The following is a 26027-nucleotide window of genomic DNA, read 5'->3' as shown; positions in this document are numbered from 1 at the left end:
TGATAAATCAGTCAAAACGGGCAGCGAGCAGGACGATGTCCTCCACCCCGTCCTCCGTGGCGGCCATGGCGGCGGTGGTCCCGGTAGCGGCCGCGGCAGCCGCGGATCCGGCGGGCGCGAGCGCCGGGTCGTCCTCGGGCAGCACCGTCCGCAGGATGTGGTCGCAGACGGCCGCCGGGTCGTCCCGGATGCCCCGGGGCACTCCCGCGGCCGCGGCGTGCAGCCGCGCGTAGGCCCGGTCCATCGGGTCGCCGGTCCGCCGCAGCAACCCGTCGGTGTACAGCAGCACCGTTTCTCCGGGCACAGGTTCGATCTCCACGCTCGGCGCTTCCCAGCACGACAGCATCCCGAGCGGCGCGGAGAGCGAGGTCTCCACGTACTCCGTGCGGCGCTCGCCGACGAGCAGCGGCGGGGCGTGCCCCGCCCCGGCCAGGATGATCTTCCGCTGGGCCGGCTCGCAGTACGCGAACAGCGCAGTCGCGCAGCGCGCGGGCTCGGTCAGGCGCAGCAGCAGCTCCAGATCGGACAGCACCGCGACGGGGTCCTCCCCCTCCATGACGGCGTATGCGCGCAGCGACGCCCGCAGCCGCCCCATCGCGGCGACCGCGCTGGGCCCCGCTCCGGTGACGGAGCCGACGGCCAGCCCCAGGGCGCCCTCCGGCAGCGGCAGCGCGTCGTACCAGTCGCCGCCGCCGCGCGGCCCTGTGTGGTGGCGGGCGGCGAGCTGCACGCCGGGGATCCGGGGGAGCCGGCTGGGCAGCAGCTCCTCGGCGACCGTGGCCAGCCGGCTGCGGGACCGTTCCACCTCGAGCATCCGGGCCAGGTGTTCGGCGGCGTGCCGGACGTAGAGCCCGGCGAGATCGCGCTGGCGGTCGCTCGGCTCGGCCTGCTCGTCGTAGAGCCAGACGGCCGCGCCGAGCCGGCCGGTGGCCTCGGCGGTGAGCGGCACGGCGTAGCTCGCGGCGTAGCCGAGCCGGGCGGCGACCTCGCGGTGGCGGGGGTCGACCGGGGTGCCGTACCCGCCCGAGCCGGGGGCTGCGTCGGGTTCGGGAAGCACCTCGGAGCCGCCGTGGGCGTCGGGGAGCCCGTCGAGGATCCGGCCGTACGAGGTCGCGGTGCGCGGGACGGTCTCGATGTGCCCGAGGTCCGCGCGGCCGAGGCCGAGGCCGATCGTGGTCGTCGGACCGAGCCCGTCGGAGGGCTCCAGGACGATCAGGCCGCGGCGGGCGCCGACGAGTGCGGCCCCGGCGCGCAGGAACTCCTGGAGGGAGGAGTCGAGGTCACGGGCGCGGGCGAGGCGTTCGGTGAGCTCGTGGAGGGTGGTCAGATCGGAGACCATCCCCGCCAGGCGGTCCTGGATCAGAGTGCTCGGTCCGGGAACCGGTGCCGGGGCCGGTGCGGGGGCTGTTCGGGCGGGCGTGGGCGCCGCAGTGTGCGAGACCACGGTAACTGCTGGATCGATTCCAGCCACTTTCGGCAGATGCGGGGCGCTCATGGCGTCCGCCTTTCCACCTGGTGCGATTCGCCATATAGCATCGCAAACCCCCAGATCGTGCTGCGCCGCCATCAATGAATCCACATCTACACGCACACGAGGATCGATGTCCAGCATTGCCCAGGTGGGAATCCTGGTGTCCGTGGGGCTGCAACTCACTGTCCAGCCAAGGCTAGAACTTGGCCGGAAAAAGCTGGAAGCAGACGGTTTTTGCGATCGACTGGTCGGGCACCGGAGTGGCTCCGGGTACCTAGTCGGTGGTGCCCGGGGAGAGTTGGCGTAGCCCGGTGGTCGCCGGGAACCGCCCGGCGCGGGCGGTCGTCCTTAGCGGCGGCAGCCGGTCTCGGCACCGGCGCGGGTCGCGTTCCGCCCCCGCCGGACGTTTTATGGACCCGTAAGAAAACTGCACGAACCGTGTGAACCTGCCTCTGGCGGACAGTGACGCGAAACGTGTACGTGTGGTGAGACATCGGTTACATGGTGTGATGTGGCCCTCGGCGTTCAACGGAAAGGAACGAGCGCTCATGCGCGAGATCCTCGGAAGGCGTCTCCAGCGGCTCCGCAATCGCCTGAAATCCCTGCGCCCCGCCCCCGGGCAGAGCGGTGACCAGGCCCTCCTCGATGCGGCGCTCACCTGCGCCACCGCCTGGCAGTGGCCGGTGCTGCCCGGCGTCGGCCGCTCCGGCGCCGACAGCACCCGGTGCGCCTGCCCCGACCCCGACTGCGTCGTCCCCGGCGCCCACCCCTTCGACCCCGGCCTGCTGGCGGCCACCACCGACCCCCGGATGGTGGCCTGGTGGTGGACCAACCGGCCCACCGCTCCCGTGCTGCTGGCCACCGGCGGGCCCGCGCCGTGTGCCGTGAGCCTGCCGGCCGCCGCGGCCGCGCGGGCCGTCGTACGGCTGGACGCGCAGGGCATGCGGCTGGGCCCGATCGTGGCCACCCCCACCCGGTGGTCGCTCCTGGTCGCGCCGTACTCGCTGGAGCGGCTCGGCGAACTCCTGTACGCCAAGGACCACGTGCCCTCCGCGCTGCGCTTCCACGGCGAGGGCGGCTACCTGTTGCTCCCGCCCTCCCCCGCGTCCGGCGGCGGGCAGGTGCGGTGGGAGCGCGAGCCCGCGGATGCCGGGGGCCTGTGGCTGCCGGAGATCGAGGCCGTCGTGGACGCACTGGTCGAGGCGAGCAGCGGGGCCTCCGGCGGCGGCAGCCGGCTCGCATACTGATCGCGCACGGTGGGCGCGTACGGCCCGCGCACGGTAGACGTACGGCCCGCGCGCGAGCGGGCCGTACCGATGTGCCGGGCGTCCGCCGATCACTCGTACGGGTGTCAGCGCGACGAGTTTCCAAGGGAATTGGGCGCGGGGATCTCCGCGCCCCGTTCCAGCATCGCTATGTTCGCCGAATGAATCTCCGCTTGATCGGTATCAGCGCGGGTGTGCTGATCATCTTGTCGCTCCCGCTGGCAGGAGCGATCGCGGGACCGGATTTCGCCGGTCAGGACGACGGAAAAGGCGGCGGGTTGCTCTCCTCGCTCGGGCTGGTCGATCCGGCGAGCGGATCCCGTACGCCGGCGCCCGGCGCCCCGCCCGCGCAGCAGGCCGGGCCTCCGCAGGCCGAGCCGCAGCAGCCGGGTCCGTCCGCGCAGCCCCGTACGGATTCCCGGTGCGGCCCCGAACTCTCCTCCCCGCAGGGAGTGGAGGCGCAGACCTGCATCCTGGTGGGCGAGGGGCGGACCTGGGGCCGGAGCTACTACCGCAATACCAGCGGGCGCGCACTGGACGCCGTCCTGACGGTGATGGGGCCCGCGGGGCGCACGGTGCAGATCCGGTGCGCGGTCGGGGCGGGCGACGAGCCGGGACTGTGCGAGACGCCGAGGGAGGACTCGGCGGGGGCGCCGGACGCCTACTCGGCCGTTGCGGAGTTTGCAGTTCCGGATGATGAAGGACGGCTGCTGCTGCGGTCCGGGAGCAACTCACCGGCACCGGCCGACGGTTGAGCGACGGCGGAAATGGAAGGGCCCGGTCGCTGGCGACGGGGGATGCACCAGCGACCGGGCTACAAGAACGGTAACAAGAGATCGCCTGTTCGCAAATTCGATCTCTGATATTCAGACACCGATTTGCAGGCGATTAGCGGGAGTTGTGACCCCAGTCACCGGTCCTGCAGGGGCTCGGTGGTCAGCTGAGGGTGACCTGGCGGTTGGTGAGTCCGCCGCGCGCCCGGCGCTCCTCCGCGGTCAGCGGGGCGTCCGCGGCCAGGGCCGTGGCCAGCCGCTCCGCGAACTCCGCCGCAGGCTTCTCCACGTCGTCGGCGGTCACTCCGGTGGGCAGGTCCCAGACGGGGACCATCAGGCCGTGCGCCCGGAAGGAACCGACCAGTCGGGTGCCTTCGCCGAGCGAGGAGGTGCCCGCGGCGTGCAGCCGCGCGAGGGCGTCGAGCAGCTTCTCCTCGGGGTGCGGCATGACCCAGCGCAGGTGGTTCTTGTCCGGGGTCTCGCACCAGTAGGACGCGTCCACGCCGGCCAGCTTGACCGTCGGGATGGCGGCGGCGTTGGCGCGCTCGAGGGAGGCGGCGATCTCCGGGGAGGCGCTCTGGGCGCTCTCCGCATCCGGAATCCAGAATTCGAAGCCGCTGTGCACAACCGGCTCGAAAACGCCGTCCGTGTCCAAGAGATCCTGAAGTCGCGGACCCTCGGCGGGAACACGGCGGGCCGGAATCGGGGTGCCCGGTTCCGCGACGAGCGCGCGCTCCAGCGTGTCGGCCATGTCCCGGGAGAGGTCCCCGGTGGTCGAGTCGTTCTGCAGGCCGAGCAGGACGGACCCGTCCTCGCGGCGCAGCGCCGGCCAGGCCATGGGCAGTACGGTCACCAGCGTGACGGAGGGGACGCCCTCGGGCAGGCCGCCCTTGAGCGTGAGCGGGATGGTCGCCGCGGGCACGAGCTCGCGCAGCGCGACCCAGTCGCACTCGCCGGGCAGGCCCTCGAAGGGGCGTGCCACGTGCTCGGTGACGGCGTGCGCGGCGGCTGCCCCGTGGCAGGCCTTATAGCGGCGCCCGGATCCGCAGGGGCAGGGCTCGCGTGCGCCCACCACCGGGATCTCCCCGTTCTTGAGCTGTGGCTTTGCAGTCTTGGCTGCGGGGCGCTTCTTGGCCATCGTGGGTGTCTCCCGGTTGCGGCGGTACGGCGTTGTGTCTGGGCGCGAGCCTAGCCGTTCGTACCGCTGCAACCGGGAGGATGCGGCCGGGAGCACGGTCGGCGTGCGCTCCCGGCGGCCGCTCGTTCGGATGGCCGGTGGTGCGGGTGCTGCTCTCGGGGATCCGGGTCGGGTCCGAGTCGGGGATCCGCGCCGGGATCCGGGTCGGGTCCGGGTCGGGTCCGGGTCGGGATCCGGTCACGGATTCAGATCGTCGAAGGCCGTGCTGAAGTCGATCGCCGGGGGCGCAACGCGCGTAGCGAAATCGTCGTGCCGGGGCCCACATGCAACGGTCACCCATACGGTGACCTCGCCTGCCGCTCCGTCCCGGACACCCCAGTCCTGGGCGAGGGCGCTGATGATGTTCAGCCCCCGGCCGCCGCGCGCGGTGACCGAGGGCGTGGCCGGAACCGGGCGGGTGGGACCGCCCCCGTCCGTGACCTCGACCGTCAGTCGCCCCGCCTTGTCGATGCGCCATGCGGCGCGTATCTCCCCGTCCCCGATCTCCCCGGTGCCCAGCGGTCTGCCGTGCCGGCAGGCGTTGCTGAGCAGTTCGGAAAGGATCAGTACGGCGTCGTCAACGACCGATTCGGACACCCCGCTCATGCGCAATTGCTCACGCATGCGGCGTCTCGCCTCGCCCACGCCCGCAGGACCATGGCATACGTCCACGCACGACGACGTGGGCACTTCCTGTGCCACCACCAACGCCACCCCCGGAACCTCCTTAGCCCCACGCCATGGTCTGGATGCCCCAATGGCCTGGACCGGAAACCGGTCAAGCGGAGCCCTCTGACGCATTCATGACCAGCGATTGCGGAGCGGATGCGCCGGGGCACACCCTGTCACGGGCGCGACGTGCGGGACGGGTGGGCAAAAGGGGGCGTCAGCGCCCGAGCTGTGACAGAACTTGTCGCGGCCTGTTCGTAATGATCGCTTCTACACCGAGATCAGCGCAGAGCTGAACGTCTTCCGGTTCGTTTACGGTCCATACGTGTACGGAGTGGCCCGCGCTTTGGAGTTTGCGGATGAACCCGGGATGGCTGCGCACGATGCGCATCCCCGGACCGGCGATCTGCACCCCGGCCGGCAGCCGCCCGTCGCGCATCCTGGGCGAGATGAACTGCATCAGGTACACGGTCGGGATCGTCGGCGCGGCCGCCCGCACCCGGTGCAGGGAGCGCGCGGAGAAGCTCATGACGCGGACCGGGTGCGGGCCCTCGGCGGGCGGTGCGTCCAGCCCGAACCGCTTGAGGAGGAAGAGGAGGCGCTCCTCCACCTGTCCGGCCCAGCGGGTCGGGTGCTTCGTCTCGATGGCGAGCTGCACTGGCCGGCCGGCGTCGGAGACCAGCTCCAGCAGCCGCTCCAGGGTGAGCACGGAGGTGCGCTCGGGGTCGGCGTCCCAGTCGGGGGACTCCTCGCGGTCCTTCCAGGAGCCGAAGTCGAGGGCGGCGAGGTCGGCCAGCTCGAGGGCGGAGACGGCGCCGCGGCCGTTGGAAGTGCGGTTGACCCGGCGGTCGTGGACCAGGACCAGGTGGCCGTCGGCGGTGAGCCGGACATCGCATTCGAGCGCGTCGGCGCCGTCCTCGATGGCCTTGCGGTAGGCGGCCAGGGTGTGCTCGGGGGCATCCTCCGAGGCGCCGCGGTGGGCGACGACCTGGATGGGCGGCATTGCGTGGGTCACCGAGTCATGGTGCCACCGGGAAGGCGCCCGGTGTCGGGATCCGCCCTCCGGATGCGACCGAAATGCCGGAGATAAAGGATGGGGGAGATACACAGGTCCGGCTTACAGTGCTCTGACGGGTCATAGGGAAGGCTTTTCCCAGGAACTTGTGCGGCGCGTCGAACGTTCAGTCGAGCCGAACCACCAGTTTGTCTGAAGCCGTGCGTGACGAGGAGAAGAGCGCTGTGAGCACCGAGAACGAGGGCACCGCGGCCCCGAAGCCCCCCGCGGCCCCGTCGGCACCCCCGGTGGCCGCTCCCGTCCCCGAGACGTCTGCGCCCGCACCGGCTGCGGAGGCCCCCGCGGGCGCCCCGGCACCTGCCCCGACGGCACCTGCCCCGACGGCCGAGCAGGCCGCCGCTACGCATGCCCCCGCGCCGGCCGGGCCCGCCACGGAGCCGGTCACCCAGCAGCTCCCGCCGACGCCCGCGCCGGGCGCGGAGCCGACCCAGCAGCTCCCGCCCACCCCTGCCCCGGCACCGGCCTACGCCCAGGCCCCCGCGCCGCATGCCCCGGCCGCGCACGGCGCCGAGGGCTGGCCGCCCCCGCCGCCCAGCGTCCCGGCGTACGGCTCCGGCGGCCACGGCGGCGGTGCCTGGGGCGTGCCCCCGACCGCTGGCGGCATGCCGCCAGCCAAGCCGAAGGGCAAGGGCGGCCTGGTCGCCGCCGTGCTCGTGGCTGCCCTCCTCGCGGGCGGCGTCGGCGGCGGCATCGGCTACTGGGCCGCCGAGCGCAACGACAACGGCTACGGCTCGACCACGATCGCCGCGGGCAACACCCCCAAGGACCTCAAGCGGGAGGCCGGTTCCATCGCGGGTCTGGCCGCGGGCGCGCTGCCCAGCGTCGTCACCATCGAGGCCTCGGCCGGCGACGGCGAGGGCGGCACCGGCACCGGCTTCGTCTACGACCAACAGGGCCACATCCTCACCAACAACCACGTGGTGGCCTCCGCTGCGAACGGCGGCAAGCTCTCCGCGACCTTCTCCGACGGCAAGAAGTACGACGCCGAGGTCGTCGGCCGGGCCCAGGGCTACGACGTGGCCGTGCTCAAGCTGAAGAACCCGCCGACCGGGCTCAAGCCGCTGCCGCTCGGCGACTCCGACAAGGTCGCGGTCGGCGACTCGACCATCGCGATCGGCGCCCCCTTCGGCCTGTCGAACACGGTCACCACCGGCATCGTCAGCGCCAAGAACCGACCGGTGGCCTCTGGCGACGGCTCCGGCAGCAAGAGCTCGTACATGAGCGCACTCCAGACGGACGCCTCGATCAACCCCGGCAACTCCGGCGGCCCGCTGCTCGACGGGCGCGGCGCGGTCATCGGCATCAACTCCGCCATCCAGTCGGCCGGCAACGGCGGCTTCGGCGGCGGCCAGGCCGGTTCGATCGGCCTCGGCTTCGCCATCCCGATCAACCAGGCGAAGAACGTCGCCGAGTCGCTGATCAAGACGGGTAAGCCGGTCTACCCGATCATCTCCGTCTCCGTGGACCTCCAGGCCAAGACCGACGGAGCCAAGATCTCCGAGCAGGGCGCCCCCGCCAACGAGCTGGTCGACCCCAACGGTCCGGCCGGCAAGGCGGGCCTCAAGCCCGGCGACGTCATCACCCAGTTCGGCGACAAGCCGATCGACAGTGGCCCGACCCTCATCAGTGAGATCTGGACGCACAAGCCCGGCGACGTCGTGAAGCTGACCTACCTGCGCGACGGCAAGCCGAACACCGTCGACATCACGCTCGGCTCGCGGGTCGGCGACAAGTAACGACGGTCCACGGCCGGTCCCCGCGGCGGGAAACGGCCGGGACCGCTGGCCTGATGGCGAGGGGCCGTGGGCGCGAATACGCCTGCGGCCCCTCCCAATGTCCGCTTATGCTTCCCACGTGTTCGATTCGCGGCACATACGTACTTTCCACGAAGTGGTCACCAACGGGTCCTACTCGGCGGCCGCTCGCGTCCTCGGCTACACCCAGCCTGCTGTCACCCAGCAGATGAAGGCGCTGGAACGCGCCGTCGGCACCCCGCTGTTCACCCGGGTCGGCCGCAAGATGCAGCTCACCGAGGCCGGGGAGTCCATGGCCCGGCACGCCGAGTCCATCCTCGGCAGTCTCTCCGCCGCAGAGGCCCAGCTCAAGGCGTACGCACGCCTGCGCACCGGGCGGGTACGGCTGTGCGGCTTCCCCAGCGCCAACGTCACCCTGGTCCCGGAGGCCCTGAGCGGCCTGGCCAAGGAGCATCCGGGCATCCAGGTCGAGCTGCTGGAAGGGGAGCCCCCCGAGTCGCTGCGCCGGCTGGAGCGCGGGGAGTGCGACATCACCCTCGCCTTCACCTATCCCGGGCTCCACGAGGAGATTCCGGAGGAGGTCGCCGAGGTCAGACTCATGGAGGACCAGCTGACGGTGCTGCTCCCGACCGGGCACGCACTGGCCCGGCGGCGGGCCGTGCACCTGGCCGACCTCGCGGAGGAGCGGTGGATCGCCGGCTGTCCGCGCTGCCGGGCGAACCTGCTGCACGAGTGCGCCGAGCTGGGCTTCGTGCCCGACATCCGGTTCGCCACGGACGACAACCTGGTGGTGCAGAGCATGGTCGGGCAGGGGCTCGGCGTGGCGATGATGCCCGCGCTGGTGCTGCCTTCCCTCTCCCTGAGCAAGGTGTGCGGGCGGCCGCTGCAGCCCGCCGCGCGCCGGCACATCGCCGCGCACGTCTACCGCGACCATCTGCGGATCCCGGCGACGGCCGTGGTCCTCAACGCGCTGAAGCAGGCGGCCTCCAACCGCGTCGGCTGTTGACCGGCCCGCGGCTTCTCCCCCTAACCCATAAGCGCTGCTTGGGATTTCAGGTGAGAACTGTCGTTGGACGTGATGGGATAGCTGCTCGACGCTGCCCGTATGACCACCACTACGCCGGCCCGTACGACCGCGAGGATGGCCGCCCTCGTCAGTGAGATCCGTACGGTCGTGGACCGGGGGCTGGCCCCGGACCTGACCGCCTACCTCGTCGGCGAGCGCGTCGCCCCGCATCTGGGCACGGCCGACCTGCTCACCCCCGAGCAGCGTGAGGGGCACCCCGACCGGTACCGGCAGCACGTCCTGCACGCGGAGCCGGACGGCAGTTTCTCGGTGGTCGCCCTGGTGTGGCTGCCCGGACAGGAGACCGCCATCCACGACCACGTCTCCTGGTGCGTGGCCGGGGTGCACGAGGGTGAGGAGAGCGAGCTCCGCTACCGGCTGGCTCCCGCCGCAGGAGAGTCCTGCGCCCGGCTGGTGGCGACCGAGCACGTGGTCAACGGCCCAGGCGACGTCTGCGGATTCGCTCCGCCCGGCGATATCCACAAGGTCCGCAACTCCTGTGGCACCACGGCGATATCCCTTCACGTCTACGGAGCCGACGTCATCCGCCTGGGCAGCAGCGTCCGCCGCGTCTATACGCTCCCCACCGACTGATGGCCCTGCTGAACCGCCCGGTACGCGGGGCGGAGACGGAGCGCGCAGGGCGTGTTTCACGTGAAACATCCTCGTCCTGGCCGGGGCTGGGGCTGGCGGCCGTGGGCGTACTGGTGGCGTGGTGTGTGCACCGGCTGGTGCCCGACGTGCCCATGCTGACCGCGGCGGTGGTGCTCGGCATCGCGGTGGCCCATCTCCCGGGCATACGCGAGGTCGTACGCGGAGCAGCCCGGCCAGGGCTTTCGCTGGCCGGGCGGCGGCTGATGCGGATCGGCATCGTCCTGCTGGGCCTCGGCCTGGGCCTGGACCAGGTGCTTCGGCTGGGCTGGGCCACGGTGGCGATGGTGGCCGGGGTGGTCGCCGCCACCTTCCTCGGCACGCTCTGGCTGGGTCGCAAGCTCGGGCTCCCCGGCGACCAGCCGCTGCTGATCGCCACCGGGTACTCGATCTGCGGGGCCTCGGCGATCGGCGCGGTGAGCCAGGTGTCCGGCAGCGACGAGGAGGACGTCGCCGCCTCGGTGGCGCTGGTGACCCTGTGCGGGACGCTGGCCATCGCGGTCCTCCCCCTTCTCCAGAGCCCGTTGGGGCTCTCGGACCCGGCCTTCGGGCGCTGGGTCGGCGCGAGCGTCCACGACGTCGGCCAGGTGGTCGCCACCGCCCAGACGTCGGGCCCGGGTGCGCTCGGCGAGGCCGTCCTGGTCAAGCTGATGCGGGTGGCGCTGCTGGCCCCGCTGGTGGCCGCCGTGGCCTTTTCCGTACGGGCACGCCGACAGGGTGTGCGTACGCCCTCGGGCCGCCGCCCGGCGCCGGTGCCGCTGTTCGTGGCCGGGTTCCTGGCCGCGGCCGCGCTGCGCGCCACCGGGGTGCTGCCCGACACGGCACTGGAGTGGGCGCACACCGCGCAGGAACTGCTGCTGGCCGCCGCCCTGTTCGGGCTCGGCAGCGCGGTGGACCTCCCCCGGCTGGCCAGGACCGGCGGACGGGCCGCGGTACTGGGGCTCGGAGCCTGGATCGTGGTGGCCGGCGTCTCGTACGCGGGAGTGCTGCTGACGATGTGACCGCAGGACGTTCTCCATCGACGGGAGTTGGCCAATTCCTGGCCGGAACCGACCGAACGTTCCGACCGTCTCCTGACTTCTCGTGCCGCGCGTGCGACTCTGCGGCCGATCCGCACCGACAGCTCTTCACCCCCACCCTGCCCGCTCCGACGGGACCGGGCACGGCAGAAGGAGTCCTGCGTGAATCGTCATCGCACGGCCTTATCGGTCCTCATGGCGGCGGGCGCCCTGATCGCGGGCGCGCTGACGGCGGCCACCCCCTCGGCCGCCGCCGACGCCCCGGCCTCGTTCAAGCAGCAGCACAGCCAGGGCTTCTGGACCGCCGAGCGGATGCGCGGCGCCACCCCGCTGGACGTCACGGCAGCGCCCGGCGCCGGGCGTGCGTGGGTCGCTGCCTCGGACCGGCCCACGGCGGTCGCCCCGACGGCGGCGAGCTCCGTGGCGCCCTCCGCGGCGGCCTCCCCGGCGGCGTTCCCTCAGGCGGGCGGCGCGTGGACGGGTGGCGGCGCGGTGGTCAAGACCTCGGGCCGCGTCTTCTTCACCTTCGGAGACCGGACCGCGTCCTGCTCCGGCGACTCCATCACCAGCGCCAACGGCAGCACGGTCATCACCGCCGGCCACTGCGTTAAGTACCAGGGCACCTGGCACACCAACTGGATCTTCGTCCCCGCGTACGACAACGGGACCGCGCCCTACGGCCAGTGGCCGGCCACCAAGACCTTCGCCACCGACCAGTGGGCCGCCAGCGAGGACATGAACATGGACGTCGGCCTCGCCGTCGTCGCCCCGCTGAACGGCCAGAAGCTGAGCCAGGTCGTCGGTGCCCAGGGGATCCTGTTCAACGGCGGCTACAACAAGAAGATGTACTCCTTCGGCTTCCCGGCGGCCGCGCCCTACGACGGCACCAAGCTGGTCTACTGCAGCGGGAACTCCGGCAAGGACTTCCTGCTGACCAAGGACCACGGCCTGGGCTGCAACATGACCGGCGGCTCCAGCGGCGGCCCCTGGTTCCAGGACTTCAACGAGTCCACGGGCCTGGGCACCCAGGTCTCGGTGAACAGCTTCGGCTACACCTTCCTGCCCAACCGCATGTTCGGCCCGTACTTCGGCAACGAAGCGAAGGCGGCCTACGACAAGGCCCAGAATTCCTGACCCGGCAGGCCCCCACCTGCCGGTACTCTGTACCGGCCAGGTGGGTTGCCCGAGCGGCCTAAGGGAACGGTCTTGAAAACCGTCGTGGCGCGAGTCACCGTGGGTTCAAATCCCACACCCACCGCACCAGGTCGGCGTCGCCGACCAGAAGGGGCGTCCCCCGTCAGGGGGGCGCCCCTTCGTCATGGGCGGGGTGCGTCCGGGGTGCGGAGGCGGCCCGGGGTGGTGCCGAGGCGCTGTCGCAGCAGGGTGGTGAGGGTCGAGGCGTTCTCGTAGCCGACGCTGCAGCGGGCCGTGGACCGGGTACTGGGGGTGTCACCAGTGCGGTTCGCAGACCATCCGGCTCGAGCAGGCCGCCCACCTGCTGCGCACCACCGACCTCCCCACCGAGGCCGTGGCCCGGTACCACCCGCGTCGGCCTGCTCGCCCGGATCGAGGCCAAGCCGGAGCATGCCACCGACGTGGAGGGCCTGCTCACCGGCGCCCTCGCCCTGGCCCGGGAAGAAACCGGCACCACGGTCTGGTTTGCCCTGCGGCTCGGCCCGACCACGTTCGGCGTCTTCGACGCCTTCGGCAGCGACGAGGACCGCACCGCCCATCTCCAGGGGAGGATCGCCGCGGCCCTCATGGAGAACGCCCCCAAGCTGCTGGCCGAGGCCCCCGAGATCCTCCCGGTCGACATCCTGGCCGCGAAGCTCGCCTGACGCGGCCGCCTGACGCGTTCACCTGAAGGTCCCCGGGACTGCGTCGAGCGCCTCGAGCAGACCGGGGGCCCTCCCAGGTCCTGGCGGCGTCAGCGTCGGCCGGCCATTGGCGTTGCGCCCTTCGAGTGGTGTTTGTCGGAAGATCGGCGCGCGTTGTGGGGGCGCTGCGGTTGCGAACACATCATGACGAATGTATGCAGATCCGCCCGTCGGAACATCGCGAAACGAAGGACCCCGTCATGGCTCACCGCATCACCGTCACGTCGATCTGGACCGCAGTGGTCGCCGCTCTCGTGGCGCTCCTCGCCTCGCTCGGGTTCGGCGCCAAGGCCGCCCCGGCCGCCGCCTCCGGCGGATCCGCCGCCCCCGCCCCTGCTCCCTCCCGCCGTGCGGCCGCCGCCGTGCGCCGGCCGGCCCGGCCGATGGGGCGCCGGACCTGGCGGGCGATGATGCGGGGCGGATCGCTCCCGCCGACCATCAAGCAGCGCATCCGCGCCGAGGCGCACGGCAAGGCTCCGTCGGTCCGCCGCTCGAGCACCGCCGCCTCGCTGGCCGGGGGGACCTCCGGAGCCGGTCGCGAAGAGCTCGGGCTGGTCGCGTAGCGCCCGCACGGAGACGCACCGCGCACCTCGCACGCACTCAGCAGGCAGTACCCGTACCTGACCAGTGATACGCAAATACGTCATACGCGCAGGCAGTGCGCAGTGAGCAGCACGGAGTCGACAGCAGCAACGGCAGCAACACCAACACCAGCAGGCGCTGGAGCCCGGTCGGCAGGTCGCGACCGCGGATCGCGCCGGAGATGTGCCCCCGGAGTGGGGCACGGTGGGATGGCCCCGGCGGGCGCCGGGGGCGCGCAGGGGGCGTGAAGCTTGGCATTGCAGGGCCGCAGGCCCGGGAGACGGTGGGGTTCCCGGACGGCGCGGCCCTTTTCGGCATGTCCGGCGCACATGAGTTTGAGGGAACGTTTCAGCTCATGCGTGACGGCGGTTTCAACCCCCCTCCGAGGCGCTGACCTGGGGCGTTGGGGCGCGAATGGGGTTTATCCGATGTTGCTCATACTTGCGGGGGAATCGTGGACTCCGGGGTGGTTCGCCGGGGATTCGGTGGGCAACTCTGGTCTCGCGACGTCGTCACCACACAGAACGACCGAGGCGGTCGGCCAACTGCCTTGGAGCAACTCCCACTTCGGTTTTCTGGAGGATTCAGACATGGCAAGCATCCGTACCGCCCGCGTCTTCGCCGCTGTCGCCGCTCTCCCCCTCGCCGTCGCCCTCTTCGGCGGTGTGGCATCGGCCGACAACGGCTCCTTCGCGAACGACGGATCGAATGCGAGCGTCGCCAGCATCATCGGCAGCGGTGTCGGTGGTGACAACCACGGCAACTCGTCCACCTCCCAGCAGGTCGCCACCGGCTCCGGTGCGTCCAACCAGAACAACACCGCGCAGGTCAACGGCTCGGCCTTCACGGCGATCCACCAGGACAACTCCAATGTCGCGGTCAACTTCCATCCCTGGTGGTAGGTGCTCCCCGAGTCCTCTGACTGCTGAGGGCGCCTGTGCCACCGGACCGGCTGGGGTCCGGTGGGGCAGGCGCCCTCGCGCGTCCGGGCGGCGGTGCGGCCGAGCTCGTTGCGGGCTCTCCCGACCTTGACATCGACAGGGAATCTGACGGACAGTCAGGTTCACTCGATGATGTGATGCCGGGAGGCCAGCGCCGTGCACCTCGCCCCGACCGAAGGCCAGTTGCGGCTGCGCGCCGAACTGCGGGAGTACTTCCACGATCTGCTGCCGGACGGGCCTCCCGAGGACCCCGCCGCCCAGCGTGAACTGCTGCGCCGCATCGGCGCCGACGGACTGCTCGGCCTCGGCTGGCCCGTCGAGTACGGCGGCCAAGGGCGCGGCCCCGACGAGCAGTTCGTGTTCTTCGACGAGGCCTACCGGGCCGGCGCCCCCGTCTCCATGGTCACCCTCAACACCGTCGGCCCGACCCTGATGAAGTACGGGACCCCCGAGCAGAATGACTACTTCCTGCCCCGGATCCTCCGCGGTGAGACCGTCTTCGCCATCGGCTACTCGGAGCCCGAGGCCGGCACGGACCTCGCCTCGCTGCGTACCCGCGCCGTACGCGACGGAGCCGACTGGGTCGTCGACGGGCAGAAGATCTTCACCTCCAACGCCCAGAACGCGGACTGGATCTGGCTCGCCTGCCGCACCGATCCCGGCGCCCCCAAGCACAAGGGCATCTCGATCATCCTGGTGCCCACCGACGCCCCGGGCTTCGCGTGGACCCCCATCGACACGGTCGGCGGCCTCACGACCACGTCGACGTACTACGACTCCCTCCGCGTGCCCGCCGGCAACCTCGTCGGCCCCGAGCACGGCGGCTGGGGGCTGATCACCAACCAGCTCAACCACGAGCGCGTGGCCCTCGCCGCCATCGGCATGCAGGCGGAGGACTTCTATACGGGCGCGCTCCGCCACGCCCGCACCCCCGATCCGGTCACCGGCGAACGCCCCGCCGACCTGCCCTGGGTGCAGTCCCGGCTCGCCGAGGCACATGCCCGGCTGGCCGCCGTACGCCTCCTCAACTGGCGCCTCGTCCAGGACGTCGGCAGCGGAGCACTGGCCCCCGGCGACGCAAGCGGCGTGAAGTTCCTCGGCACCGAGTCCACCGTCGAGGTGTACCGGATGTGCCAGGAGGTGGTGGGCGAGGAGGCCCTCGTACGGGGGCCTGCGGCCTTCGCAGGCGGCGAGCTGGAACGGATGAACCGGGCCGCCCAGATCAACACCTTCGGCGGCGGGGTCAGCGAGGTCCAGCGGGAGATCGTCGCCATGATGCGGCTCGGCATGAAAGGGAGGAAGCGATGACCGCCACGGCGGACCAGGCAGCGGGCGCGGGCGCCGAGGAGGCCGCCCGGTTCCATACGCTGCTCAAGGCCTTCGAGGGGCGGCCCGCAGCCACCGCGGGCCAGGGCAAGGACCCGGTCAACCTGCCCATGATCCGCCACTGGTGCGAGGCGATGGGCGACGCCGACCCCGCCTACACCGGCCCGGACGCCATCGCCCCGGCCACCATGCTCCAGGCATGGACGATGGGCGGGCTCTCCGGCCACGGCGACCGCTCCTCCGCCTACGACGAGCTCCTCGGGCTGCTCGACGACGCGGGCTGCACCTCCGTGGTGGCCACCGACTGCGAGCAGGTGTACCTGCGTCCGCTGCGCCCCGGCGACACGATCACCTACGACGCCGTCATCGAGTCCGTGTCCCCGCGCAAGACGACCAAGCTGGGCACCGGCCACTTCGTGACCACCCGCATGGACGTCCGCGCGGACGGCGAACTCGCCGGGACCCACCGCTTCCGGATCCTCAAGTACACGCCCGCCGCCCGGCGCGAGACGAAGCCCGCGGCCCGGCGCCCCCGCCCGGTGGTCAACCGCGACAACCAGGGGTTCTGGGACGGCATCGCGGACCACAAGCTGCTGATCCAGCGCTGCACCTCCTGCCAGACCCTCCGCTTCCCCTGGCTGCCCGGCTGCAACGCCTGCGCGAGCCTGGACTGGGACACCGTCGAGGCCTCCGGCGCCGGCACGGTGTTCAGCTACGTCGTCATGCACCACCCGCCCTTCCCGGCCTTCACTGCGCATGAACATGACGCTGCCGCGGCGGGTCCGTACGCGGTCGCCCTCGTGGAACTGGCCGAGGGCGTCCGGATGGTCAGCAACATCACCGGCGTCCCGTACGACAAGGTGCGCATCGGGCTGCCCGTGCAACTGGAGTTCCTGCGGGTCGACGAGGACCTGGAACTGCCGGTCTTCCGAGGGAGCGAGGGCTGATGGACTTCCACCCCACCGAGGAGCAGGAAGCGGCGGCCGGACTCGCCGCCCGGATCTTCCGCGACCTCGCCACCCACGAACGCCTCGCCGCCGCCGGCACCGGCAGCGACGCCGAACTGTGGAAGGCGCTCACCGCCGCCGGGCTGACCGCCGCAGTGGAGGACGTCGGCTTGCTCGGCCTGGTGCTGCTGCTGGAGGAGCAGGGCCGCAACACCGCGCAGGTCCCGTACGCCGCCACCTGCGTGTACGGGATCGTGCCCGTCGCCGCGCACGGCAGCGCCGAGCAGCGCGCCCGGCTGCTGCCCGCCCTGGGCTCGGGCGAAGCGGTCGCCACCGGCGCCTTCCCGGCCCGCGGCCGCATCACCGCTTCGCCGGACGGCCGGCTGACCGGGACGGCCCCCGTCGTGCCCTGGCTGCGCGATGCCACACACGTGCTGATCCCGGACGCCGACCGGGCGCTGTGGCTCGTACGGACGGACGCGCCCGGTGCGGGGACGGCCGACGTGGAGACCACGGCCCCCTGGTCGGCGGGGCGGCTCACCCTGGCCGGGGCCGAGGCGGAACGGCTGGGGGACGGCGGGGCCTACGAGGAGGTACTGGCCACTGCCCGGACCGCCTTCGCCGGGCTGCAGGCGGGAGTGTGCGCAGGCTCCCTGGCCCGCGCGGTCGAGTACACCTCCACCCGCGAGCAGTTCGGCCGGCCGCTCTCCACGAACCAGGGGGTGATGCTGCGGGCGGCCGACGCGTACATGGACACGGAGGCGATCCGGGTCACCACGTACGAGGCCGCCTGGCGGATCGACGAGGGACTTCCGGCGCGCGAGCACGCCCTGACCGCGGCCTGGTGGGCCTCGGAGGCGGGCAAGCGGGTCGTGCACGCGGGCCAGCACCTGCACGGCGGGATGGGCGCCGACCTGGACCATCCCGTCCACCGGCACTTCCTCTGGGGGCGCCAGCTGGACGCGTACCTGGGCTGCGGCAGCGAGCTGCTGGCCGAACTGGGCGCGCTCCTGTCCGACCACGCCGCACCCGAGGGGGACCACGCATGAACGTCGGCGACACACTGGCGCCGCTGGAGATCCCGGTGACCCGCACGCTGATCGTCGCGGGCGCGTTCGCCTCCCGCGACTACCAGGACGTGCACCACGACGCCTCGCTCGCGCGCGAGAAGGGCTCCCCGGACATCTTCATGAACATCCTGACCACCAACGGCCTGGTGGGCCGGTACATCACCGACCGCCTCGGGCCGGGCGCCGTTCTGCGCAAGGTGGCCATCCGCCTCGGCGCCCCCAACTACCCCGGCGACACCATGGTCCTGACCGGCACCGTGGCCGCCGTCGACGGGAACAGCGTGGAGATCCGGGTCGTCGGCGCCAACGGCATCGGCCACCACGTCACCGGCACGGTCACCGCGGAGGTGGCGGCATGAGCGTCCGGCACCGCGACACGCTCGGCGGGCGCGCCGCCATCGCCGGCATCGGCGCGACCGAGTTCTCCAAGGACTCCGGCCGCAGCGAGCTGCGGCTCGCCGTGGAGGCCGTGCACGCCGCCCTCGACGACGCCGGGCTGACCCCCGCCGACGTCGACGGCATGGTCACCTTCACGATGGACACCAGCCCCGAGATCACCGTGGCCCAGGCCGCCGGCATCGGGGACCTCTCCTTCTTCTCCCGCATCCACTACGGCGGCGGCGCGGCCTGCGCCACCGTCCAGCAGGCCGCCCTCGCGGTCGCCACCGGGGTCGCGGAGGTCGTGGTCTGCTACCGCGCATTCAACGAGCGCTCCGGTCGGCGCTTCGGCTCGGGCGTGCAGCAGCGCGAGCCTTCGGCGGAGGGTGCGGCGCTCGGCTGGTCGCTGCCCTGGGGGCTGCTCACCCCGGCCTCCTGGGTGGCCATGACCGCCCAGCGCTACCTGCACACCTTCAACCTGACCCCCGAGGCCTTCGGCCATGTCGCGGTCACCGACCGCCGGCACGCCGCGAACAACCCCGCCGCGTACTTCCACGGCAAGCCCATCACCCTCGCCGACCACGCCGCCTCGCGCTGGATCGTCGAACCGCTGCGGCTGCTGGACTGCTGCCAGGAGACCGACGGCGGCCAGGCGGTGATCGTCACCAGCACCGAGCGGGCCCGGGCCCTGCGCCATGCTCCCGCCGTGATCACGGCGGCCGCGCAGGGCGCCGGCCGTCGGCAGGAGGGCATGACCTCCTTCTACCGCGACGACCTCACCGGGCTGCCGGAGATGGACGTGGTCGCCCGGCAGCTCTGGCGGACCAGCGGACTGCGGCCCTCGGACATCGACGTCGGTATCCTCTACGACCACTTCACCCCCTTCGTCCTGATGCAGCTGGAGGAGTTCGGGTTCTGCAAGCCCGGCGAGGCCGCCGACTTCGTGGCCGCGGACGGGCTGCCGCTCAACACCCACGGCGGACAGCTCGGGGAGGCGTACCTGCACGGTATGAACGGCATCGCCGAGGCCGTCCGCCAGATACGCGGCACCTCCGTCAACCAGGTGGCTGGAGCCACCCGCGCCCTGGTCACGGCCGGTACCGGGGTCCCGACGTCCGGACTGATCCTCGGCGCCGACGGCTGAGGCCCGGTCCCCGGCCCGTCCCCTGCACGGCCCTTGGGCCGGCCCCCGGGCCGCCTGCGGTGCACCCCGCCTCCTCCACCTTCAGGAGGTGGGGTGAGCCCCACCCCTACAACCTGAGATGGATCCAGCTTCGGCACTTGCGGCCGATCCCAGGCGGGGGCCGCGCTTCTAGCGTGGAGCCATGACCACGCCTGTGTGCACGCTCGCCTCGAACCCGACGCCGTACCCGTCGTTCTCGGCGTACGTCCGGACCCGCGGCACGGTCCTGATGCGCACCGCGCGCTCGCTCACCGCCAACCCGTGCGATGCCGAGGACCTGCTGCAGACGGCCCTCGCCAAGACGTATGTCGCCTGGGACCGCATCGAGGACCACCGCGCCCTCGACGGATACGTTCGGCGGGCCCTGGTCAACACCCGTACCTCCCAGTGGCGCAAGCGCAAGGTCGACGAGTTCGCCTGCGACGAGCTCCCGGAGACCGAGGACACGCCGGCATCCGACCCCGCCGAGGCGCAGGCGCTGCGCGACGCGATGTGGCGCGCCGTGACCCGGCTGCCCGACCGGCAGCGCGCGATGGTCGTCCTGCGCTACTACGAGGACCTGAGCGAGGCACAGACCGCCGAGCTGCTCGGGGTCTCGATCGGCACGGTCAAGAGCGCCGTCTCTCGCGCGCTGGTCAAGCTCCGCGACGACCCGGAGCTCACCCCGGTCCGCTGAACCGGCCCACGTTTCTCCCCCGGCTACCGCCGGTGCCCCCGGTGAAACAGCCCGGGGTGTTTCACGTGAAACACCCACGGCGCCGCGGCCCTGTGCGCGATGCACCGCGAGCCCGCCCCCAGCCTGTGCACGATGCCAACGCAAGGACCCGAACAGCGATTACTTGCCGCGTTTGTACCCCCGGGTAGTGACATGCCGACCGGTACGTGCGCAGAATCGACGGCATCCGTAGCCGCCGCAGCGCCGCAGCGCCCACCGGGAGGACGCTTTGCTGAGCACCATGCAGGACGTACCGCTCCTCGTCACCCGCATACTCCAGCACGGGATGACGATCCACGGTAAATCCCAGGTCACGACCTGGACCGGGGAGGCCGAGCCGCACCGCCGCAGCTTCGCCGAGATCGGTACCCGCGCCACCCGCCTCGCCAACGCCCTGCGTGACGAGCTGGGCGTCCAGCAGGACGACCGGGTGGCCACCCTGATGTGGAACAACGCGGAGCACGTCGAGGCGTACTTCGCGATCCCCTCCATGGGCGCCGTGCTCCACACCCTCAACCTGCGACTGCCTCCCGAGCAGCTGGTCTTCATCGTCAACCACGCGGCCGACCGGGTCGTGCTGGTCAACGGGACCCTGCTGCCGCTGCTCGCACCGCTGCTGCCGCACCTGCCCACCATCGAGCACGTGGTGGTCTCCGGTATCGGTGACCGCTCCGCTCTCGACGGGCTGGACGTACGCGTCCACGAGTACGAGGAGCTCCTCGCGGGCCGCCCCGACAGCTACGACTGGCCGGAGCTGGACGAGCGCCAGGCCGCCGCCATGTGCTACACCTCCGGCACCACCGGCGACCCCAAGGGCGTCATCTACTCCCACCGCTCGATCTACCTGCACTCCATGCAGGTCAACATGGCCGAGTCGATGGGCCTGACCGACAAGGACACCAGCCTCGTCGTCGTCCCGCAGTTCCACGTGAACGCCTGGGGCCTGCCCCACGCCACCTTCATGACCGGCATCAACATGCTGATGCCGGACCGGTTCCTGCAGCCCGCCCCGCTCGCCGAGATGATCGAGCGGGAGAAGCCCTCGCACGCCGCGGCCGTCCCCACCATCTGGCAGGGCCTGCTCGCCGAGGTCACCGCCAACCCGCGCGACCTCACCTCCATGAAGCAGGTCACCATCGGCGGCGCGGCCTGTCCGCCCTCCCTGATGGAGGCCTACGACAAGCTCGGCGTCCGCCTCTGTCACGCCTGGGGCATGACCGAGACCTCCCCGCTCGGCACCATGGCGCACCCGCCGGCCGGCCTGAGCGCCGAGGAGGAGTGGCCGTACCGGGTCACCCAGGGCCGCTTCCCGGCGGGCGTCGAGCCGCGCCTGGTGGGCCCCGGGGGCGACATCCTGCCCTGGGACGGCGAGTCGGCGGGCGAGCTCGAGGTGCGCGGCACCTGGATCGCGGGCGCCTACTACGGCGGCGCCTCCGGCAAACCGCTGCGCCCCGAGGACAAGTTCAGCGCGGACGGCTGGCTCAAGACCGGCGACGTCGGCGTGATCAGCCCCGACGGGTACCTCACGCTGACCGACCGCGCCAAGGACGTCATCAAGTCCGGCGGCGAGTGGATCTCCAGCGTCGAGCTCGAGAACGCGCTGATGGCGCACCCCGAGGTCGCCGAGGCGGCGGTCGTCGCCGTTCCGGACGACAAGTGGGGCGAGCGCCCGCTGGCCACCGTCGTCCTCAAGGAGGGCGCGAGCGTGGACTACGCGGGGCTGCGCGTCTTCCTCAGCCAGTCCATCGCCAAGTGGCAGCTGCCCGAGCGCTGGGCCATCGTGGCGGCCGTACCGAAGACCAGCGTCGGCAAGTTCGACAAGAAGGTCATCCGCAAGCTGTACGCGGACGGCGAGCTGGACGTCACCAGGCTCGACTGAAACGACGCGCGGTACCTGCTCAGCCCTGGCCGGCCTTCGTCAGCCAGGGCCGCAGCAGCCTGCTGACGGCGGGCATCGCCAGGTAGGTCATCAGTGTGCTGAAGACGACGGCGAAGGCGGCCGTCCGCAGGACGAAGTGCAGGTTCACCAGGTACGGCCCGAGCACCGCGTTGCCGGCGAGCGAGATCGGGAAGATGGCCAGCCCCGAGCTGATCGCCATCTTCCATCGCGGCGGCGCGGGCCGGGAGCTACCCGGCTTCGCGAACCAGGTCTCCATGCCGTGCAGTTCACGCCGGGCTATCTCGGTGTGGTGGTGGCCCAGGCAGTTGGAGAACCACTGGGCCCGCTCGGCGGAGTCCTGCCACCGCTGGAAGGCCGCCTGGTCCCGGAAGCGGTGGACCAGGAACCACGGCCCGCCGTCCGCCGCCGGGCGGAACAACCCGTACCCCAGGTGCCCCTGGAAGGTCGCAGCCGTCTCCAGGATGCCGTGGGCCCAGGCCTCGAACGTCTCCTCGTGGCCCGGCTCCACCTGCCGGGCGATGAGGAGGTTCACCTCCCCGTTGTCGGCGGGGACGGTGTGCTCGCTCGTGTCGATGATGGCCATCGGGCCAGGATGGCTAGTTCGTACCGATCTTGGCCAGCAGGTCCACGATGCGGCCCTGGACGTCCGCCGTGGTGGACCGCTCGGCGAGGAAGAGCACGCTCTCCCCGGAGGCCAGCCGCGGCAGTTCGGCCGGGTCGATCCCCGTGGCCGTGTAGACGACCAGCGGCGTCCGGTTGAGCTGCCCGTTGGCACGCAGCCAGTCCACGATCCCGGCCCGCCGGCGCCGGACCTGCATCAGGTCCATGACCACCAGGTTGGGCCGCATCCGCGTAGCCAGCTCCACCGCGTCGGTGTCCGCGCCCGCCCGTGCGACCTGCATGCCGCGCCGTTCCAGGGCGGCCGTCAGCGCGGTCGCGATCTCGTCGTGCTCCTCGATCAGCAGCACCCGGGAGGGGTGCTGCTCGCTGTCGCGCGGCGCGAGCGCCTTGAGGAGGACGGCCGGGTCGGCCCCGTACGCCGCCTCACGCGTGGCGTGCCCCAGCCCGGCCGTGACCAGTACGGGCACCTCCGCGGCCACCGCGGCCTGGCGCAGAGACTGCAGGGCGGTACGGGTGATCGGCCCGGTCAGCGGGTCCACGAACAGGGCGGCGGGGAACGCGGCGATCTGTGCGTCCACCTCCTCGCGGGAGTGCACGATCACCGGGCGGTATCCGCGGTCGCTGAGCGCCTGCTGGGTCTGCACATCGGGCGCAGGCCACACCAGGAGGCGGCGCGGATTGTCCAGGGGCTCCGGAGGCAGCTCGTCGTCCACCGGCAGCGGTACGGGCCGGTTGACGACCTCGACGGCGCCGCCGGGCCCGTCCAGCGGCTCGGGGCCCTCGTCGGCACCCGCCTCGGGGGCTCCTATCGCGAACGCCCGGCCCTGGGGCGCGGGCTCGCCGAGCCGGCGCCGGCGGCCGGAGCCGCTCGTGCCGCCTGCGCCGTTGGTGCTTCCGGAGTCGACCGAGATGCCCTGGCCGAGGGTGCCGAGGGCGCGCACGCTGATCGGCTGTGCGGCCCCCGCCGGGGAGTCCTGAGGCTGCCGGGCGCCGGGCACGGCAGCCTGGCCGGCGGCCGCGTCGTCCTCGGGAGCGGTACGGGCCGCCGGAACCGGCCAGGCCGGAGTGGCGGGCAGCGCACGCCGCCGCCCGGTCGGGGGCACGGGTTCCTCCGCGGCGGGGGCCGGCTGCGCGGCGGGGGCCGCGGGCCCGGCACCGGGCGCGCCCAGTACCCGGCGCCCGCGCCGCCCGGCCGGGGCGTCGCCCTCGGCCTCGCCGGGAGCCGGGGCCGGACCGGCCATGGCGGGGGCCTGCGCGGCGGCCGGAGCCGGGACCGTGCCCTGAGCCGGCGCGGGAGCCGGCGGCGGGGTCGGTCCGGCGGGCAGCGCGAAGCCGCCCTCCGGGGCGATGGGCCGCGCGGGGGCCTGCGGGGCGGCCTGAGCCGGCCCGAGCCCCGTCGCGGGGACGGGACCGCCGGGCTGCGGCGCGGCCGCGGGACTCAGCGCCCGCCGGCGCGCGGCGGGATGCTCGGTCACCGGAACCGGCGGCACGGCAGGCACCGGCGGTACGGGCGCCACCGGCGAAGCCGAACCCGGGGGCACGGGCGAGGCCAAGCCCTGCGGTACCGGCGCGCCCAGCGGCATCGGGGGAACACCGGGGCCGGGAGACACCTGAGGCACGGGCGGGAGCGCGGGCATGGCGGTGCCCTGCGGGGGAACGGGCCGGCCGGGGCCGCCCTGAACGCCCTCGCCGCCGGTTCCGCTTCCGTCGCCGTCCCGGCCGCGCCGCCGCCCGGTGCCCAGACCCGCCGGGTTCACCGGGGACTGCGCGAGCTCGGGGCTCGCGGCGTCGACGGCACCGGCCTCGCCCGCACGCCGTCGCCCGGACGGCAGTGCCAGCGCACTCCCGCCCTCGGCGGCGCCGTTCGGCTTCGCCTCGTCGGCCGCGTCCTCCAGGAACGCGTCCACCCCGCGCCGGGCCCGCCGCCCGGCAGGGCCCTTGCCCGCGGCCTCGGCCGGCGGCTCCTTCGCGGGTTCCGGTTCCGGATCCGGCAGCGTCACCGTGCCGGCTCCCGCGCCCAGCGGCAGCTCCAGCACGTACGCACCGCCGGGCGCGCCCGGCACCTCCACCGTCTGCAGCACGCCCCCGTGCGCGGTGACGATGCCCCGCACGATCGGCTCGTGCACCGGGTTCCCGCCCTCGTACGGCCCGCGCACCTCGATCCGTACGACCTCGCCCCGCTGGGCGGCGGCCACCACGATCGTCGAGTCGCTGTACCCGCTGCCCTGGCGGGTCTTGCCGGTGGCGTCGACCCCGGCGACGTCCGCGACCAGGTGCGCGAGGGCGCCGGCGATCCGCTCGGCGTCCACCTCGGCCTCGATGGTCGGGGCGTGCACGGCGAACTGCACGCGGCCCGGGCCGATCAGCTCGACCGCGCCGTCGATGCCGGCCGCGACGACCCCGTCGATCAGGACCTTCTTCTTCTTGAGCTTCTCGTTGCCCGCGTCGAGGCGCTGGAAGCCGAGCACGTTGTCCACCAGCGCGGTCATCCGGGAGTACCCGGCGGCCAGGTGGTGCAGCAGCTGGTTGGCCTCCGGCCACAGCTGCCCCGCGTCGTCGGCGGCCAGCGTGGCCAGCTCCCCGCGCAGCTCCTCCAGCGGCCCGCGCAGGGACTCGCCGAGGACCGCCAGCAGCTGTGCGTGCCGCGCGGCCAGGGCGTCGTAGGGCCGCCGGTCCGTGAACGTCATGACGGCGCCGACGAGCAGCTCCCCGTCCCGTACGGGCGAGGTCGTCAGGTCGACGGAGACCGGCTGCCCGGCCTTGTTCCACAGCACCTGGCCGCGCACCCGGTGCTTGCGCCCGCTGCGCAGGGTGTCGGCGAGCGGGGACTCCTCGAAGGGGAACGGCGAGCCGTCGGCGCGCGAGTGCTGGATCAGCCCGTGCAGCTCGCGGTTGCCGAGATCGGTGGCGCGGTACCCGAGGATCTGCGCGGCGGCAGGGTTGACGAGGACGACGCGCCCGTCGGTGTCCGTGCCGACGACGCCCTCGGCGGCGGCCCGCAGGATCATCTCGGTCTGCCGCTGCGAGCGGGCCAGCTCGGCCTCGGTGTCCACGGTCTCGGAGAGGTCGCGTACGACGAGCATCAGCAGCTCGTCACCCGTGTAGGGCTGCGGCTCGCGGTAGGCGTCTCGGCCGTCGAGGTGGGCTGCGGTGACCTCGACGGGGAACTCGGTGCCGTCGGTACGGCGCGCGACCATCCGCTTGGGCCTGGCCCGGCCGCCCTCGTCCTCGCCGGGCCGGCGCATGGAGCCGGGGATCAGCTTGGAGTCGAACTCGGGGAGGAGGTCCAGCACGCCGCGGCCGACGAGCCCGGTGCCGGGACTCTCCATGACCTCGAGGGCGATCGAATTCGCGTTGACGACCGTGCCGTTGGCGTTGACGAGCAACAGCGCGTCCGGAAGAGCATCGAGTATTGCTGCGAGGCGAGCAGCGCCTCGGGATGGCCTGCTGCTCACGACGAGCTTCCTCCCTGACCACAACTACCGGCATGTCACGGGAGGAGTCTAAGGGCACGGCCCCGGCCTGAGGTGGCGGATGTTCGGTGGATACCGTGCATCCTTCGCATCC

At 72.5% G+C, this 26027-nt stretch carries 23 protein-coding genes and 1 tRNA gene; 18 read left to right on the top strand and 6 right to left on the bottom strand.

Annotation, left to right across the window (positions count from 1 at the left end):
* Nucleotides 1-7 precede the first annotated feature (7 nt).
* Entirely contained in the window at nt 8-1612 is a 1605-nt protein-coding gene (locus AB0M76_RS00940) for a PP2C family protein-serine/threonine phosphatase (protein WP_365950882.1), read from the bottom strand.
* Between the two features lie 407 nt (nt 1613-2019).
* Here AB0M76_RS00940 and AB0M76_RS00935 point away from each other — a divergent pair, with 407 nt between their 5' ends.
* Together AB0M76_RS00935 and AB0M76_RS00930 are read left to right on the top strand one after the other, a co-directional pair.
* Nucleotides 2020-2718 carry a bifunctional DNA primase/polymerase gene (locus AB0M76_RS00935; protein ID WP_266665800.1) on the top strand — a complete coding sequence of 233 codons (699 nt, stop codon included), beginning with the start codon at nt 2020-2022 and terminating at the stop codon, nt 2716-2718.
* Between the two features lie 179 nt (nt 2719-2897).
* The gene (locus AB0M76_RS00930; protein ID WP_365950881.1) at nt 2898-3491 is read left to right on the top strand and encodes a hypothetical protein; all 594 of its coding nucleotides are present in this window, start codon (nt 2898-2900) and stop codon (nt 3489-3491) included.
* 181 nt (nt 3492-3672) lie between these two features.
* Here AB0M76_RS00930 and AB0M76_RS00925 read toward each other — a convergent pair whose 3' ends face one another.
* The 3 genes from AB0M76_RS00925 to AB0M76_RS00915 all read right to left on the bottom strand — a co-directional run bounded on the left by AB0M76_RS00925 (nt 3673) and on the right by AB0M76_RS00915 (nt 6358).
* Nucleotides 3673-4647: a DUF5926 family protein gene (locus AB0M76_RS00925; protein WP_365950880.1), complete on the bottom strand. Its 975-nt coding sequence runs from the start codon at nt 4645-4647 to the stop codon at nt 3673-3675.
* A 237-nt stretch (nt 4648-4884) separates the two neighbouring features.
* Nucleotides 4885-5487 carry an ATP-binding protein gene (locus AB0M76_RS00920; protein WP_365950879.1) on the bottom strand — a complete coding sequence of 201 codons (603 nt, stop codon included), beginning with the start codon at nt 5485-5487 and terminating at the stop codon, nt 4885-4887.
* An 85-nt stretch (nt 5488-5572) separates the two neighbouring features.
* A complete protein-coding gene (locus AB0M76_RS00915; RefSeq protein ID WP_365951364.1) occupies nt 5573-6358 on the bottom strand; it encodes a glycerophosphodiester phosphodiesterase in 786 nt (261 codons plus the stop codon).
* A 236-nt stretch (nt 6359-6594) separates the two neighbouring features.
* Between AB0M76_RS00915 and AB0M76_RS00910 the strand changes: the two genes are divergently transcribed.
* From AB0M76_RS00910 to AB0M76_RS00835, 16 genes are all read left to right on the top strand, one after another.
* Nucleotides 6595-8166 carry a trypsin-like peptidase domain-containing protein gene (locus AB0M76_RS00910; RefSeq protein WP_365950878.1) on the top strand — a complete coding sequence of 524 codons (1572 nt, stop codon included), beginning with the start codon at nt 6595-6597 and terminating at the stop codon, nt 8164-8166.
* Between the two features lie 118 nt (nt 8167-8284).
* The gene (locus AB0M76_RS00905; protein ID WP_365950877.1) at nt 8285-9190 is read left to right on the top strand and encodes a LysR substrate-binding domain-containing protein; all 906 of its coding nucleotides are present in this window, start codon (nt 8285-8287) and stop codon (nt 9188-9190) included.
* A gap of 99 nt (nt 9191-9289) precedes the next feature.
* Complete coding sequence (locus AB0M76_RS00900) at nt 9290-9844, top strand: cysteine dioxygenase family protein (protein WP_365950876.1); 555 nt, start codon at nt 9290-9292, stop codon at nt 9842-9844.
* Nucleotides 9844-10902, top strand: a complete 1059-nt coding sequence (locus AB0M76_RS00895) for a putative sulfate exporter family transporter (protein WP_365950875.1) — start codon at nt 9844-9846, stop codon at nt 10900-10902. The genes AB0M76_RS00900 and AB0M76_RS00895 overlap by 1 nt, the downstream gene beginning before the upstream one ends.
* Before the next feature lie 180 nt (nt 10903-11082).
* Complete coding sequence (locus AB0M76_RS00890) at nt 11083-12054, top strand: peptidase (protein ID WP_365950874.1); 972 nt, start codon at nt 11083-11085, stop codon at nt 12052-12054.
* Between the two features lie 39 nt (nt 12055-12093).
* Nucleotides 12094-12178, top strand: a tRNA-Ser gene (locus AB0M76_RS00885).
* Nucleotides 12179-12515: 337 nt separating this feature from the next.
* Nucleotides 12516-12758 carry an antibiotic biosynthesis monooxygenase gene (locus AB0M76_RS00880; protein ID WP_365950873.1) on the top strand — a complete coding sequence of 81 codons (243 nt, stop codon included), beginning with the start codon at nt 12516-12518 and terminating at the stop codon, nt 12756-12758.
* Nucleotides 12759-12997: 239 nt separating this feature from the next.
* Nucleotides 12998-13360, top strand: coding sequence for a DUF6344 domain-containing protein (locus AB0M76_RS00875; RefSeq protein ID WP_365950872.1), 363 nt, complete (start codon nt 12998-13000; stop codon nt 13358-13360).
* 609 nt (nt 13361-13969) lie between these two features.
* The gene (locus AB0M76_RS00870; RefSeq protein WP_365950871.1) at nt 13970-14281 is read left to right on the top strand and encodes a hypothetical protein; all 312 of its coding nucleotides are present in this window, start codon (nt 13970-13972) and stop codon (nt 14279-14281) included.
* A gap of 195 nt (nt 14282-14476) precedes the next feature.
* Entirely contained in the window at nt 14477-15628 is a 1152-nt protein-coding gene (locus AB0M76_RS00865) for an acyl-CoA dehydrogenase family protein (protein WP_365950869.1), read from the top strand.
* Nucleotides 15625-16593 carry an OB-fold domain-containing protein gene (locus tag AB0M76_RS00860; protein WP_365950868.1) on the top strand — a complete coding sequence of 323 codons (969 nt, stop codon included), beginning with the start codon at nt 15625-15627 and terminating at the stop codon, nt 16591-16593. Before AB0M76_RS00865 ends, AB0M76_RS00860 begins: the two co-directional genes overlap by 4 nt.
* Nucleotides 16593-17642, top strand: coding sequence for an acyl-CoA dehydrogenase family protein (locus tag AB0M76_RS00855; RefSeq protein WP_365950867.1), 1050 nt, complete (start codon nt 16593-16595; stop codon nt 17640-17642). Before AB0M76_RS00860 ends, AB0M76_RS00855 begins: the two co-directional genes overlap by 1 nt.
* Nucleotides 17639-18022: a MaoC family dehydratase gene (locus AB0M76_RS00850; protein ID WP_365950866.1), complete on the top strand. Its 384-nt coding sequence runs from the start codon at nt 17639-17641 to the stop codon at nt 18020-18022. Before AB0M76_RS00855 ends, AB0M76_RS00850 begins: the two co-directional genes overlap by 4 nt.
* Nucleotides 18019-19185, top strand: a complete 1167-nt coding sequence (locus tag AB0M76_RS00845) for a lipid-transfer protein (RefSeq protein ID WP_365950865.1) — start codon at nt 18019-18021, stop codon at nt 19183-19185. Before AB0M76_RS00850 ends, AB0M76_RS00845 begins: the two co-directional genes overlap by 4 nt.
* 181 nt (nt 19186-19366) lie before the next feature.
* Nucleotides 19367-19900 (top strand): SigE family RNA polymerase sigma factor, encoded by a 534-nt coding sequence (locus tag AB0M76_RS00840; protein ID WP_030292456.1) that lies wholly within the window; start codon nt 19367-19369, stop codon nt 19898-19900.
* Between the two features lie 268 nt (nt 19901-20168).
* Entirely contained in the window at nt 20169-21818 is a 1650-nt protein-coding gene (locus AB0M76_RS00835) for a long-chain fatty acid--CoA ligase (RefSeq protein ID WP_365950864.1), read from the top strand.
* 19 nt (nt 21819-21837) lie between these two features.
* Here the strand turns inward: AB0M76_RS00835 and AB0M76_RS00830 are convergent, their stop codons facing one another.
* The gene (locus AB0M76_RS00830; protein WP_365950863.1) at nt 21838-22422 is read right to left on the bottom strand and encodes an antibiotic biosynthesis monooxygenase; all 585 of its coding nucleotides are present in this window, start codon (nt 22420-22422) and stop codon (nt 21838-21840) included.
* A gap of 13 nt (nt 22423-22435) precedes the next feature.
* On the bottom strand, nt 22436-25915 hold the full coding sequence (locus tag AB0M76_RS00825; protein WP_365950862.1) for a PAS domain-containing protein: 3480 nt from the start codon (nt 25913-25915) through the stop codon (nt 22436-22438).
* Nucleotides 25916-26027 lie beyond the last annotated feature (112 nt).

The sequence above is a fragment of the Streptomyces sp. NPDC051364 genome (assembly GCF_040682115.1).
Taxonomy (GTDB): Bacteria; Actinomycetota; Actinomycetes; order Streptomycetales; family Streptomycetaceae; genus Streptomyces.
The sequence above is the reverse complement of the archived record's forward strand: the minus strand, read 5'-3'. Positions and strand labels throughout refer to the sequence as shown.